We start from the raw sequence: 15,800 nt of genomic DNA on the forward strand, positions 1-15,800 counted from the left end.
ATGTGCGAGATAATTGTACCGGAAAGTATTTTCAGCACTGTTTGCTCCGCTGTAAGCGCCATTTGCTTTGCCGGTGAATACAGCACCAGCAATACCACCGAAAGCCCGAACAATTTGTGCTTGTTGTTCTGATGTTTTTTGCCATTTTTCAGCCTCAATGAGATTATCTCCCATTATTGCACCGTAGTTCAGCAGCTAAAGCTCCAGCTATTGCCCCTTTTGTATTACCACGACTAATTTCAGCACTGATACCTGTAACAATCGCATGGCTGATCGTTTTTCCGGGTAAACCTAACACCTGACCATTATCACCAATCAGCCCGGCCCCTTCGGCGTTAATCTGGCTGCCAATATTAGACAGCAAAGCCGTGGTGAAATTGTCTTTAAAGCTGCCGCCATTAATCGTTGTGTCCAGACTGGCACCGATAATGGACTGGCCTGCAACCCGTTGAGCCACTTTGCTCCAGTCGCCGTTGCTCAGGGAAGGTAATGTTGCCTTTGATGGATCAATCTTCGCGCCATTCGTCGTGCTGTCCCATCCCATCACCGTGTCAAAACCCGCCAGTGCGCCGCCCATTGCCATGGACGTGAAGGTAGATTTAACCGTATCGCTGCTGTCCATGGCCTTTAAGGTTTTGGACAGGTCACCCTGATTATCTACCAAGGCGACCGCCGCCTGAGAGGCCAGCTCCGCCATGCCGGAAGCTGTCGCACCGTAAGCCATTGAGCTCACAGTAGCGGCAGTGCTGGCAGTAGCCCCCGCAGCCGTCGCCGCTGAACCTGCCGTGCCTGCGGCTGATCCGGCCACAGAAGCTGTTATGCCTGCACCTGCCGTCACGGTAGCCACGGCAATCGCTATCACCGCCGAAACCACCGGGTTCAGGTGCTGGCTTTTATAATCCCAGCTGTCATACGCATCGTTGACTAAGCTCCATTGCACATCTTGACGTTCACTCAGTCCTTTCAACCAGGCGGTTTCCGGGGTATTACCGAAGACAGAGACAACATTTTGTAACGATTGCCCCTTTTGGGCTTTGATATCCGCGTTGATCCCGTTAGCAGCCTCGACGGAAAATATCGTCAGATGACCGCCACTGTTTATCTCGGTGCCTTGCTGGGTGTAACGTTCGGTTCCGCTTCCGCTCGTATGGTGACGTACCGATTCAACGCGCATATTGCCCCCGCTGGTGAGCATGATATGACCGGCTGAGTTCAGCGTGCTCCCTTGGGTGGTCAAGGTGCCATTCGCGACCAGCGTCAGCCCCTTTTCTCCCCGGAGGTCGGTCCCCTGATGGCGTTCATCCTGATGTTCCTCCGACGGGTTGGCGAGAGCGGAATACGGTACTGCCCCCAGTGTCATATTCCGACCGGCCAGAACAGTTGCCTGATTTTTGGCTCGAAGGTTGGCGCCTTGCAAGTGGATATCCCGCGCGGCATTTAATGTGAGGTGGTGACTGGCAAGCAGTTGTGTGCGCATTTCTGGGCGGCGTTGCGTTTTAAAGGCGTTATCATCGTCTTGATTCAGCGCACGGGGGGATAAATTGATATCTTGTCCACTATTCAGACTGACGGATTGACCGGCATTGAGGGTAAGGCCCTGAATTTGCAGGGTGTGACCCGCCGAGATCACTATATCCCCGGCACTTTCCCACCCTCCGACCTGTTTCAGCCCTGTCTCTTCTACACAAATATTTTGATATTTTCCTGCATTCTTGTTGAACTCTTGTTCCATTCATCGATCTCAACAAAAAACCACAGATAAGCTAACCGATATGTTTTCAGCCAACACCGAGCAATGGGCAAAAGACACTTTTCAACACGCTGAATTAGGCGATAAACGACGCACAAAGCGCCTGGTTCAGCTCACCGGTTCACTCGCCAACCAGACAGGACAATCCCTCGTGCAATCCTTAAATTCCCCTGCCGATATTGAAGCGGCTTACCGTTTCACCCGTAATCAGTCTGTTTCCCCTCAGGCCATTGCTGAAGCGGGTTTCGCGGCCACCGTGGCACACGCCAATGCCTATGATTGCCTGCTGGCCTTAGAAGACACCACTTCCCTGTCGTTTTCCCATCACACCGTGGCGGATGAACGGGGTCACACCACCTCAAACCCGAAATCCCGGGGACTCTTTGCCCATTCGATTTTGCTGTTTGCGCCCCAGGAACATCAGGTGGTCGGGCTGGTTGAACAGCATCGCTGGACACGCGATGTTCAGACGTATGGCAAAAGCCGGCAAAGTGACACGCGTCCTTATGAAGAAAAAGAAAGCTATAAATGGGAACAGGCGTCACGGGCAATGGCAAACCGACTGGGCGGGCAAATGCCGAAAATTATTTCGGTTTGTGACCGTGAAACTGACCTCATTGAGTATCTGACCTATAAGATGGCCGAAAATCACCATTTTGTCGTCCGTTCAATGCAAAGTCGGCGTATAGAGGAGAGCCAGGATAAACTTTATGATTTTATTGAGACATTAAAAAGGGCCGGAGAGCGGCGGGTTCAGGTCAGGCAGAAAGGCGGACGCCAGGCCCGCGGGGCGCACTGTGAGGTTTGCTATACGGAAGTGAGTCTGAAAGTGCCGAAAGGAAAACAAGGGGAGAGCATTCGCGTGTTTTACGTGGGTTGCCATGAAAAAGGCACAGAAAACGGACTAAGCTGGCATCTTCTCACCTCAGAGCCGGTTAACAGTGAAGCCGATGCCCATCGAATATTCGGTTATTATGAACGGCGTTGGTTGATAGAAGAATTTCACAAGGCCTGGAAAAGTGGAGGTACGCAGGTTGAAGCCCTGCGGATGCAAAGCAAAGACAATCTGGAACGCATAATTGTGATCCTAGCCTTTATTGCGGTGCGGATACATCAGCTTCGTTTTAAGGGTCTGAACAAAGAAGAGGCAGAAAAGCAAAGTTGTGAAGAGATACTCAGCCCACTGGCCTGGAAGCTCTTGTGGTCAAAGCAGGAGAAACGGCGTCTGCCAAAGAAAGCGCCGAGTCTGCATTGGGCGTATATCAGTTTGGGTAAATTGGCCGGTTGGTCTGATTCTAAACGTACTGGGCGGGTAGGCTGGGAAAGACTCTGGGAAGGCGGGTTCCTGCTACAAACGCTGATGGACGGTTACTTGCTTGCCAAGTCAGTTGATCTGGAGATGTGATTAAGAGACAGGACCCTCGGCGGTCACATTGATGTCGCCTTGGGTTGCGGTCAGGTTAGTCAGATTGACCGTCTTACCCGGTTCGGTACTCACCAACCGGATTTTATGGGCATACATACCGCCTAAGGCTTTGGTATCAATCGCTAATTGTGGTTTAGTGCCTTCTCCGGCGAGAGGGGGAACCGTGCCGTCTTTTAAATTGATGCGGTTAGCGCCTTGCGTCAGCGACAGGTTATTCGCCTGAATTTTTCCATTCAACGCCGTCGCCCAGCTGATGATATCGACGTAATCCGTCGCCTTGCCGTCCAGTCCTTTGCCGCCAATGGTAATCTGGCCTTGCTGCACTTCGAGTGCTTCCAACGCCCCCTGTTTGTCAAACTGGGGTTTCCCGGTGGTCAGGGTGGCACCGGCAGTATTGATAAAACTACAGCCATCACAGGTGATGCCGTTGGGGCTGGCAATCATCACGTTGGCTTTATTGCCGACAATTTCCAACTGACCTTGCAGCACAGAGCGTCCGCTGCCGGTGACTTCATTGATAATCAGTTCCGCCGCTTGGCCTTTGAGGTTCGGGTTGGCGTTAAGTTGCCCGGCCAGTTGTGATTGCACCGCCTGAGTGGCGTTATTGAGTACGGCACCTTGAGTAGCGACGTTAAACTCTTGATAGGTGTTGTGGGATATCCCGGCGTTATTCGGGGTGGCGATATTGACAACCGGCACATGACCCTGATGTTGTACCTGTGTTTGGCTGTTATCCGGCGTTATAAAAGTCTGAAAAATTTTACGGATTTTTAATTATTCAAGGCACAGATTTAAATAAAAAGTTTTTAAATTTTTAAAAAGAGATTTATTTTACATTTAGGATATCTTTTTTTACGCTTTTTATCTTGATTTCATTAAAATAGGCTCGTCATGTGATTTTATATTTTCATTTAACTGCATTTACACATATTTAGTTAAATGATGTTTAAATGACTTGAAGAAATATCGCTACAGGGTGATGGAAATTGATTTTTTAAATCCACCTATTTTTTATTTTTTCTGATTAGTCAGATTATTATTGCTAATAGTAATTTATAAAGAATAAGACAAGTCTGAAAATACATTTTAATTAAAAAATTTGTTTTGTAATTTTATTTTTAAATACAATTAGTTAAATGAAAAATGGGAGAGTGCAGCATGTATAGTGCAAATTAAAACCATTACATTAATGAAACATTTATGAGAATTTTTTTTAGTCGGTGATAACGTTTTGAATATCATCTAAATACATAACAGTATATTAATTGCCTATTTTCTATTTACAATAATGGTCTGTAATAGTATGCTTGCTGATATAGGATTTAATATTAGTTTAAATTTGCATTGATATTTTTTGCATTTATATTAACAGTATTATTTTCTGCTATAAAATAATATGTAATGAATTGCTTTTAATCTGATTTAATATTTTTACATTTAATTACCCACATTATATTGACACTAATTAATGGATGTTTTCATAAAAATAAATTTACCAGGTGTTATAATAGCAATGTATTTATTGATAGTAATATATTTAATTTATCTTGATTCAATAATATCTTATTTTCATTGGTATAATGAATGTTAATAAGTATGAAAAACAGGTTAATATAATCGTTTATATATTTTTAGGTATTTTTTAATTAATAAATGTTAAATGAATCGCTTATTTACACTATGAATAATTAAATGTCCATAAATATCGGATAAATCACATTATTTATTGTTTAAAAATAATCAACAATGAAGTTATTTAAATTAAAAATTGTTTTGCTGCGGTATGTGATATAATGATATTAATATTTTATCATATTCTTATTATTACAAGGTAATATTTAATCGAGTTATTTTTGATTTTTTTCCTATTTTTTGGTATTTACGTTATTGGCATTTTTTACTATTGAAAAATAATGTGTTATAAATTATTTTAATTTGATGTTATATTTTTGTATAATTTAATATGAATAATTTTTTTGTAAATATTGAATAAGTCTAATTTGGTGTTGAAATATACGTTCATTATTAGATTGAAGGAGCTGATTTTTAGGTGGCTACTTGCTTAACTAATTGATAATATTAAATTTATTTCATGATTTGTTTTTGTGAGCATTTAATTTTTTGAAATTATTTTAATTTGGTATTAATAGGAAATGGATGAAATATAACATTGATTTGGTATTTATGCATAATTGATGTAGTTGATGGTTCCATTTTAAATTATGGAGTTCAGTGTCAGACAATAAAAATTGCATAAAATTAATCAAATTTATCTAAAAACAGGGGCAAAAATGGGATGTTTTATTCCGATTCATAAGATGAATTATTTATTCCATTATCAGGGAAATTAGCGTCGAAGAATTGCTGATTATAGGGTTATTAGCCGGGCTATGGCATACCGCATCTGATAGTTTTGAATTAATGTCAGAAATATCGGCTTCTATTTCTTGGGGGCAAAAACATTGGTGATGACTGTCAGAAATGACAGTTTTCAAAAATCTAACAGATTCGTTGAGGTATATGATAGATGAAAGATAACTTTGCTAAAGTGGGAAATGTTCTTAAATCTGAATTACTTTCTCAGAAGCCAGAAAACATAATCGACTCAAATTATGCGTCACCACAGACTCAAAATACAAAGAATATCCTCCAGACCCTCACACCCAGTGAATTATTCTGGTATGAGCGTCTTACTGCTTTGCAACCATTCCAGTTACCTTTCGAAACCGCAGGAGAACAAGCGGAACCCAGATGGGCAATGAGTCTTTGGCAGCTCCCGTTACCAAAAAATAGCGAAGAGGACTCATTGCGGACACTGTTGCAGGCATTTGTGATCTATCTTGCGCGCTTGACTCAGCAGACTGAATTCCAAATCGGTTGGTGCGTGGGTGAGGTCAAAGGTAAATCAGCAGATTTGGCATCGGTGGTGCCTATGATCATCGAGGTGATGTTTGATAAGCCGTGGGGGGCGATAGCTGACTGGGTTGATGACGAGCTTACCCGGTTGGCGCAGCACCGGACATTTAGTTGTGATCTCCTCGCCCGTGTTCCTTCATTACAGGCTATTCCGGAGTTGGCAACCCGCCTGCCGTGGCAGATAGCAGTCTCTGTGATACAGGATGACAGGGATGGTGATCAGGAGGCGTTTGGCGAATTGCTGACCCTCCAGGTGAATGCACAGGGCGGTTTTCGCTGGATATACGATGCAAACCGTCTGAGCGGGGAAGTGGTTCAGCGAATGGGTGAGCACTTACGGATGTTGGTATCGTCAAAAAAGCAGGGTGATGAAATCCCTGTTTGGCAACTGAATTTACTGCCTGAGGCTGAACGTACATTGTTGTTGGAAACCTGGAACATCACGGAAACCCCGTATCCTGACCCGTTATGTATTCATCAGTTGTTTGAGCAGCAGGCAGAGCAAACCCCGCAGGCGACGGCGCTGGTGTATCAAGAATACCCCCTCAGTTATGCGGAGCTGAATGCTCATGCCAACCGGTTAGCTCATCAACTGATTATGTTAGGTGTAACACCAGATCAACGGGTGGCGATTTGTGTGGCTCGCTCCCCAGCGATGGTGGTGGGATTATTGGCGGTGTTGAAAGCGGGAGGCGCTTATGTGCCGCTGGACCCAACCTACCCGGGGGAACGTCTGGCGTATATCCTGAATGATACAGCGCCGCCAGTGGTCCTGGCTGATGCGACTGGCCGGGCGGCACTGGGTGAAGAGGCGCTGGCAAAATTGACGGTACTTGACCCGAATACCCTGCCGGACCAGCCGGACAGTAATCCGCAGGTCCCGGCGTTGACACCTCAGCATCTGGCTTACGTCATCTACACTTCCGGCTCAACCGGGCAGCCGAAAGGCGTGATGGTAGAGCATCAGGCAATGTATCTGCGTCATCTGGGTTTTAATGATCTCTTTGCTGTTACAGAGCAAGACCGGGTGTTGCAATTTGCCTCTTTTGCTTTTGATGTTTCAATAGAAGAATTATTTTCGTCATTATGCAACGGTGCCACACTGGTCATGCGAGATGATAGCTGGCTGGCTTCGGTGCCGGAATTTATTGCCTTAGCCCGGCAAAGCCGTATCACGGTGATGTCTCTGCCTGCGTTGTTCTGGTCAGAACTGATCGCCAGAGGCCATGAATTATCGCTGCCGGATTGCCTCCGGCTTATCATCATTGGGGGTGAGGCGGTCAAAAAGAGCGCTATTCAGAATTGGTTTACGCGGGAAATCCATCGACCCCAACTATTGAACGCTTATGGCCCGACGGAAAATACCGTGACGGCGACTTGTAAGGAAATATTATCCCAGGCAGATGATAATTCTATCGGCCGGCCGGTTAAAAATACCTGCGTCTACCTGCTGGACAGATATGGTCAACCGGTCCCATTAGGCTGCATTGGTGAAATGTATATTGGCGGAGTCGGGGTGGCTCGGGGTTATCTTAACCGTCCGGAATTGAGCGCGGAATGTTTTATAGAGGATCCCTTTAGTCCAGTCTCCGGTGCGCGGATGTATCGCACCGGGGATTTGGCCCGTTACTTGCCGGACGGTGATCTGGAATTCCTGGGCCGTAACGACGAGCAGGTTAAAATCCGTGGCTTCCGGATTGAACCGGGGGAGATTGAAACCCGGCTAATGGAACACCCGGCAGTGCAAGAGGCGGCGGTATTAGCATTGGATAACGGGCAGAATAAACGGTTGGTCGCCTATGTGGCAGCACAAGCGCAGGAGGGGTTGGCTGCCAGTTTGCGTGAACATCTGAGTGCCGTTTTACCTGACTATATGGTCCCGGCGGCCTTTGTGCGCCTTGAGTCCTTCCCGCAGACTCCAAGTGGTAAGCTGGATCGCCGGGCATTACCGGCACCGGGAGAGGACGATTTTGCCCGTCAGATTTACGAAGCGCCACAAGGGGAAGCAGAGATCACCCTTGCCGCCCTTTGGCGTGAGTTATTGGGCATTCAGCAGATAAGCCGGCATGACAGCTTCTTTGCATTGGGCGGCCATTCACTGCTTGGCGTGCAGATGATTGAACGCCTGCGCCATCAGGGGCTGACACTGGCAGCGCGTGATCTGTTCCAGTCGCCGGTATTGTCAGAATTGGCGCAAAAGTTGGGGCAACACCAGGCCATGATGGTACCTGCTAATGTTATTACGCCAGCGACGACGATACTCACGCCGGAGATGTTGCCGCTGATTGATCTGACTCAGGCTGATATTGATCATATTGTCGGGCAGGTACCGGGCGGGATGGAAAATATTCAGGATATCTATGGGTTGTCGCCATTGCAGGACGGTATCCTGTTCCATCATTTGTTGACAAAGGAAGGCGATCCATACTTATTGCTCTATCCGGTGGCCTTTGCTAACCGTGCTCTGTTGGACCGCTATCTGGACGCGGTGCAACAGGCGGTTGATCGCCATGACATCCTGCGCACTTCTTTTCTCTGGGAAGGATTGTCAATACCGGCGCAGGTGGTTTGGCGCCGGGCTCAGTTGTCAGTGACTGAACTGACGCTGGACTCGGCTGACGGCCCGGTCATTGACCAGTTAACCCAGCGTTTTGACCCAAGTCAGCACCGTTTTGACCTGAGTCAGGCCCCACTATTGCGTTTTGTTATCGCCCGGGAAACCGATGGACGCTGGTTCTTATTGGAGCTGCTGCATCACTTAATCGGCGACCACGAAACAATGGAAGTGATGAACCGCGAAGTGCAGGCGCATTTTTCCGGACAGGGGGATCGTCTGCCTGACCCGGTTCCATTCCGCAATCTGGTAGCGGAGGCCCGGCTGGGGGTGAGTCAGGAAGCGCATACCCGTTTCTTTACCGACATGTTGGCGCAGGTGGATGAACCCACGCTGCCGTTTGGGTTGGCGGATGTGCATCTTGATGGATCTCAAGAGGTAGGTTCTTATCGGATGCTGACGACTGAGTTGAATGACCGTCTGCGCAATTTGGCCCGGCGCTTGGGTGTCAGTCTGGCAGCGTTGTGTCATCTGGCTTGGGCGCAGGTATTGTCGCGTACCAGCGGACAGGAGAAAGTGGTGTTTGGTACCGTGCTGTTTGGCCGTATGGCGGTGGGGGAAGGGGCTGATAGTGGCATGGGGCTGTTTATTAATACCCTGCCGTTACGCTTGGATATTGATGAAACCCCAGTACGGGACAGCGTGCGGGCGGTACATCTGCGACTGGCCGGGTTGCTGGAGCATGAACATGCGTCACTGGCGCTGGCCCAGCGGTGCAGCGGGGTTGCCAGTGGTACGCCGCTCTTTAGTGCCCTGTTGAACTATCGGCATAATTATCAGCCGGATCCACTGGATGAAACGATGGCCGGGATTGAATTCCTGGGTGAACAGGAGCAGACCAACTATCCATTTGCACTGTCGGTGGAGGATGGGGGCACCACGTTAGGGCTGACGGCTAATGTGGTGCAACCGTTTGATCCGGAAAGGATATGTGGTTATATGCAGCAGGCGTTGGAGAGTTTGGTGGAGACACTTGAACAAGCTCCCGAAACACCAGTACGGGCGCTGAATATCCTGCCGGAAACGGAACGCACGCTGTTGCTGGAAACCTGGAATGCCACGGAAACCGTCTATCCTGAGGCGTTATGTATTCATCAGTTGTTTGAGCAACAGGTGGAGCGTATTCCACAGGCGACGGCACTGGTGTATCAAGAGCAGACGCTCAGTTATGAGGAATTAAATGCCCGTGCCAATCGTCTGGCCCATCAACTGATTGCGTTGGGTGTCATACCCGACCAGCCGGTAGCCATTTGCGTGGCTCGCTCCCCAGCGATGGTGGTGGCGTTATTAGCCGTGTTGAAAGCCGGTGGCGCTTATGTGCCGCTGGATTCAACCTACCCGGGGGAACGTCTGGCGTATATCCTGAATGATACGGCTCCGGCAGTGGTCCTGGCTGATGCCACCGGCTGGGCGGTGCTGGGCGAGGAGGCGTTGGCGGGATTGGCAGTACTTGACCCGAATATTCTGCCTGACCAGCCGGACAGCAACCCGCAGCTCCCGGCGTTGACGCCTCAGCATCTGGCGTATGTGATTTACACCTCCGGCTCAACCGGGCAGCCGAAAGGGGTGATGGTAGAGCATCAGGCGATTTATCAACGGTATCTGGGTTTTAATGAGACCTATGCCGTCACCGCGCAAGACCGGGTGTTGCAATTTGCCGCTTTTGCGTTTGATGTTTCAGTGGAAGATTTTTTCTCGTCATTATGCAATGGCGCGACGTTAGTTCTTCGCGATGATAGCTGGCTGGCTTCGATGCCGGAATTTATTGCCTTAACCCGGCAATATCGTATTACAGTGGTATCGCTGCCGACTTTATTCTGGTCTGAACTGGCGGCCAGAGAGACGGGGTTACCGCTGCCGGATTGCCTCCGGCTCATCATCATTGGCGGTGAGGCGGTCAAAAAGAGTGCTATTCAGGACTGGTTCAGGCAGGAAGGCCACCGGCCCCGGCTGTTGAACGGTTATGGCCCGACGGAAAATACCGTGACGGTGACCTATAAAGAGGTGTTATCCCCAGCCGATACGCATTCTATTGGTCGGCCAGCTAAAAATTCCCGTATTTACCTGCTGGATCAATATAACCAACCGGTACCATTAGGCTGTGTGGGTGAAATGTATATTGGTGGCGTCGGGGTGGCACGGGGTTATCTGAACCGGCCAGAATTGAGTGCAGAGCGTTTTATACCGGATCCCTTTAGCCCGGTCTCCGGTGCGTACATGTATCGTTCCGGGGATTTGGCTCGCTACTTGCCGGACGGTGATCTGGAATTCCTGGGTCGCAACGATCAGCAGGTTAAAATCCGCGGTTTTCGGGTTGAGCTGGGGGAAATTGAAACCCGGTTGGTGGAACACCCAGAGGTGCAAGAGGCGGCAGTGTTGGCACTGGATGACGGGCAGAGTAAACGGCTGGTGGCCTATGTGGCAGCGGAGGAAAAGGAGGGATTGGCAGCCCATTTGCGCGAGCATTTGAGCGCAATTTTACCTGACTATATGGTACCAGCGGTCTTTGTACGTCTGGATACTTTCCCTGAGACCCCGAATGGCAAGTTGGATCGCCGGGCATTACCGGCACCGGGGGAGGATGATTTTGCCCGTCAGGTTTACCAAGCGCCACAAGGGGAGGTTGAGATCGCTCTGGCGACCATTTGGTGTGAGTTACTGGGCATTGAGCAGATAAGTCGGCATGACAGTTTCTTTGCGTTGGGGGGACATTCACTGCTCGCTGTGCGGATGATTGAACGTCTGCGTCACCAAGGGTTGACATTGGTGGCGCGTGATTTGTTTCAGTTGCCGGTGCTGTCAGAATTGGCCCAAACGTTGGGGCGGCATCAGGCTATAAGGGTACCGCCCAATATCATTACGCCAGCGACAACGAAACTTACGCCGGCGATGTTGCCGCTGATTGATCTGACTCAGCCTGAGATTGATCGCATTGTTGGGCAGGTGCCGGGCGGGATCGCTAATATTCAGGATATCTATGCGCTGTCGCCGTTACAGGACGGTATTCTGTTCCACCATCTGTTGGAAAAAGAAGGCGATCCGTACCTGCTGCTCTATCCGGTAGTCTTTGCTAACCGTGCTCTGCTGGACCGTTATCTGGCGGCGGTGCAACAGGCGATTGATCGCCATGATATCCTGCGTACGGCTTTCATCTGGGAAGGATTATCTGCGCCGGCTCAAGTGGTTTGGCGTCAAGCGACTTTGCCGGTAACTGAACTGACACTAGACCCGGCTGACGGTCCGGTCATTGACCAGTTAACCCGGCGTTTTGATCCCGGTCACCATCGTCTCGACCTGAGTCAGGCTCCGCTCCTGCATGTTGTTATCGCTCAGGAAACGGATGGTCGCTGGTTTTTACTGGAATTGCAGCATCACTTGATCGGCGACCATGAAACGATGGAAGTGATGAACCGTGAGGTTCAGGCCTGTTTTTCCGGGCAGGAGGGCCATCTGCCTGACCCGGTGCCGTTCCGCAATCTGGTGGCGGAGGCCCGGCTGGGAGTGAGTCAAGCCGCCCATACCCGCTTCTTTACTGACATGTTGACGGAGGTGGATGAGCCAACGTTGCCGTTCGGGCTGACGGAGGTATATCGTGATGGATCTCAGATGACGGAAGCCCATAGGATGCTGACCACTGGGTTAAATGATCGCTTGCGTAGTCAGGCCCGGCGTTTGGGCATCAGTTTGGCGGCGTTGTGTCATCTGGCTTGGGCGCAGGTGTTGTCGCACACCAGTGGGCAGGAGAAAGTGGTGTTCGGTACCGTGTTGTTTGGGCGGATGCAGGCAGGTGAAGGTGCCGACAATGGTATGGGGTTGTTTATCAATACGCTGCCATTACGCTTGGATATCGATGATACCCCGGTACGGGACAGTGTACAGGCAGCTCATAGCCGGCTGGCCGGATTATTGGGGCATGAGCATGCTTCACTGGCGCTGGCCCAGCGGTGCAGTGGGGTTGCCAGCGGCACGTCACTTTTTAGTACTTTGTTCAACTATCGACATAATTATCAGCCAGCGACTCCGGATGAAACGATGGAGGGGATTGAATTCCTAGACACACAGGAGCGGACTAACTACCCATTAGGATTGTCGGTGGAAGACGACGGCTCTACTTTGGGGCTGACTGCTCTGGTGGTGCAACCGTTTGATCCGGACCGGATATGCGGTTATATGCAGCAGGCGCTGGAAAGTTTGATCGAGGCGCTTGAACAAGCTCCGGAAACGCCGGTACGGTCACTGAATATCCTGCCGGAAACGGAACGTACATTATTGCTGGAAACCTGGAACGCCACGGAAACCCCGTATCCTGACGCGTTATGCATTCATCAGTTGTTTGAACAACAGGCAGAGCAAACCCCGCAGGCGACGGCACTGGTGTATCAGCAGCAGATCCTCAGTTATGCTGAATTAAATGCCCGCGCCAACCGTCTGGCCCATCAATTGATTGCGCTGGGCGTCGTACCGGATCAGCGGGTGGCGATTTGCGTCGCTCGCTCCCCGGCGATAGTGGTGGCGCTGCTGGCGGTGCTGAAAGCTGGCGGGGCTTATGTACCACTGGATCCAACCTATCCGGAAGAACGCCTGGCGTATATTCTGAATGATACGGCTCCGGCAGTGGTATTGGTTGATGAAACCGGACGGGCGGCGTTGGGCGAAGAAGCGCTGGCCGGGCTGACGGTACTTGATCCAAATACCCTGCCTGACCAGCCGGACAGCAACCCGCAGGTTCCTGCGTTGACGCCACAGCATCTGATTTATGTTATCTATACCTCTGGTTCAACCGGGCAGCCGAAAGGGGTGATGGTAGAACATCAGTCGGTATATCAACGTCATCTGGGTTTTAATGATCTCTATGCTGTCACGGCGCAAGACCGGGTGCTGCAATTCGCCTCTTTTGCTTTTGATGTTTCAGTGGAAGAACTGTTCTCGTCATTATGTAATGGTGCCACGCTGGTGATGCGTGATGACAGTTGGCTGGCCTCTGCACAGGAGTTTATTACTTTAGCCTGGCAAAACCAGATTACGGTGATATCTCTGCCTGCGTTATTTTGGTCCGAATTGATTGCCAGAGACAATCCATCACCGCTGCCGGATTGCCTCAGGCTCATCATCATTGGTGGTGAGGAGGTGAAAAAGAGCGCTATTCAGGACTGGTTTACGCAGGAAACCCATCGACCCCGATTATTGAATGCTTATGGCCCGACGGAAAATACTGTGACTGCAACCTGTAAGGCGGTGTTATCCCCTGTGGATGATAGTTCTATTGGCCGGCCGGTTAAAAATACCTGCGTCTACCTGTTGGACAGAGACGGTCAACCCGTGCCATTAGGCTGTATTGGTGAAATGTATATTGGTGGTGTCGGTGTAGCACGCGGTTATCTTAACCAGCCGGAATTGAGTGCAGAGCGTTTTATACCTGATCCTTTTAGTCCGGTATCTGGTGCGCGGATGTATCGCACGGGGGATTTGGCCCGCTATCTACCGGACGGTAACCTGGAATTCCTCGGCCGTAATGACCATCAGGTGAAAATCCGCGGCTTCCGTATTGAACTGGGGGAAATTGAAACCCGGCTGGTGGAACACCCGGCGGTACAAGAGGCGGCAGTACTGGTGCGGGAAGATGGGCAGGACAAGCATCTGGTCGCTTATGTAGTGGTGGAAAAGGCAGAAAAGAGTGATGGATTGGCAGCCCGTTTGCGTGAACACTTAAGTGCTATTTTACCTGACTATATGGTGCCGTCGGCTTTTGTGCGTTTGGATGACTTTCCATTGACGCCAAACGGCAAACTGGACCGTCAGGCATTACCTGCACCGGACGAAGAGGCGTTTGTCCGTCAGGCTTATGCAGCGCCACAAGGGGAAACAGAAACCGTATTGGCGGCGATTTGGTGTGAATTGCTGGGGGTTGAGCAGGTCAGCCGACATGACAATTTCTTCGCGCTGGGGGGGCACTCACTGCTCGCCATGCGAATGACCAATCTTGCCGTAGGCCGGGGTTTGATTTGCACATTGAATGCCTTGTTCCAATTTCCGGTGCTGGCCGAATTGGCAGCGAAAATCACCTCAGATTTACTGTCTCAGCCGCAATGTGTTGCCATCACAGTGCGACCTGCCGGAACAGGTCTGCCACTGTTCTTTGTGCCCAGTGGGATGAGTGACTATTCCTATGTCTTTGGGCTGGCTCAACATATCCGGTCAGGTTATCCGATTTATGCGCTGCCTTGGCCATCCATCAGTGAAGAACCGATGTCAACGATGGAAGAGCAGGCGGTCAGAATGATCAGCTTGATGAAAGCGGTTCAACCGACAGGCCCATACCGGATAAGTGGTTACTCTTCTGGCGGTATATTGGCTTACGCCATTGTCCAGCGGCTTTTGCATGCCGGTGAGACGGTGAACTTCCTGGGGCTGATTGATACTCCGGCTCCTCATTATTTCGGGGAGCAACCTGAGCAACCCAAACATCAGTTCTTGACTGAGCTGGTCAGGCAGTCAGGGGAGGAACGCTCAGAAGAAGTTGCAGCATTGTACCGGCGAATTGATGAGCTGAATTTGGTGCAATTTATTGAAGCGGCACAGGAATTGGCGTTATATCCCGCCAATCTGAGTCCTGATTTAATTGCCAAACGTTGGGAGCAGATAGCGCGTTATGCGCAAATAGTCAGAGAGTATGAACCGCAGGCATTAGCGGTAACGCTGCATCAGTTTTATGCGGTAGAGCCTTCTCCCGCTATTGCTTTCATTACAGATGAAAAACCGGAGTCGTTAAATATAGAACCGTCGCTAGGCTGGACGCAGATAATATCGGACTCTTCACTACAGTTGATTGCCGTTCCAGGTAACCATTTTAGTTTATTGGAAGATAATGAAAATAAAACGGTTTTAGCTCAGGCTTTGAATAGGGCGTTGACAATGCATTGTGATGGGGAGGCACTGTAATACTGATATATTAAGAAATATAGAATAATTTAATGTTGGTTTAATAACCCGGTATATATTGTTTATACCGGGTTATAATGGTTTTCTTTGATTTTTCGTAAATTTTTTACTACCATATAAAGTCGTTTATTTAAGCATGTGGTTAATCCTGTTAA

The 15,800-nt window shown here is 49.4% G+C and carries 3 protein-coding genes and 1 pseudogene; 2 read left to right on the forward strand and 2 right to left on the reverse strand.

Annotated elements, in window-relative coordinates:
* Positions 1-163 precede the first annotated feature (163 nt).
* On the reverse strand, positions 164-1,732 hold the full coding sequence (locus ACGF7G_RS12200; protein WP_387465799.1) for a DUF637 domain-containing protein: 1,569 nt from the start codon (positions 1,730-1,732) through the stop codon (positions 164-166).
* Between the two features lie 40 nt (positions 1,733-1,772).
* Here ACGF7G_RS12200 and ACGF7G_RS12205 point away from each other — a divergent pair, with 40 nt between their 5' ends.
* Positions 1,773-3,155, forward strand: a complete 1,383-nt coding sequence (locus tag ACGF7G_RS12205; RefSeq protein ID WP_387465801.1) for an IS4 family transposase — start codon at positions 1,773-1,775, stop codon at positions 3,153-3,155.
* Positions 3,156-3,161: 6 nt separating this feature from the next.
* Here ACGF7G_RS12205 and ACGF7G_RS12210 read toward each other — a convergent pair.
* Positions 3,162-3,920: pseudogene (locus ACGF7G_RS12210) on the reverse strand (filamentous hemagglutinin N-terminal domain-containing protein); the annotation flags it as partial.
* Between the two features lie 1,783 nt (positions 3,921-5,703).
* On the opposite strand from ACGF7G_RS12210, the gene ACGF7G_RS12215 reads away from it, so the two are divergent.
* Positions 5,704-15,645, forward strand: a complete 9,942-nt coding sequence (locus ACGF7G_RS12215) for an amino acid adenylation domain-containing protein (RefSeq protein ID WP_387465803.1) — start codon at positions 5,704-5,706, stop codon at positions 15,643-15,645.
* Positions 15,646-15,800: the final 155 nt, after the last annotated feature.

The sequence above is a fragment of the Photorhabdus sp. RM323S genome (assembly GCF_042879375.1).
Taxonomy (GTDB): domain Bacteria; phylum Pseudomonadota; class Gammaproteobacteria; order Enterobacterales; family Enterobacteriaceae; genus Photorhabdus; species Photorhabdus tasmaniensis.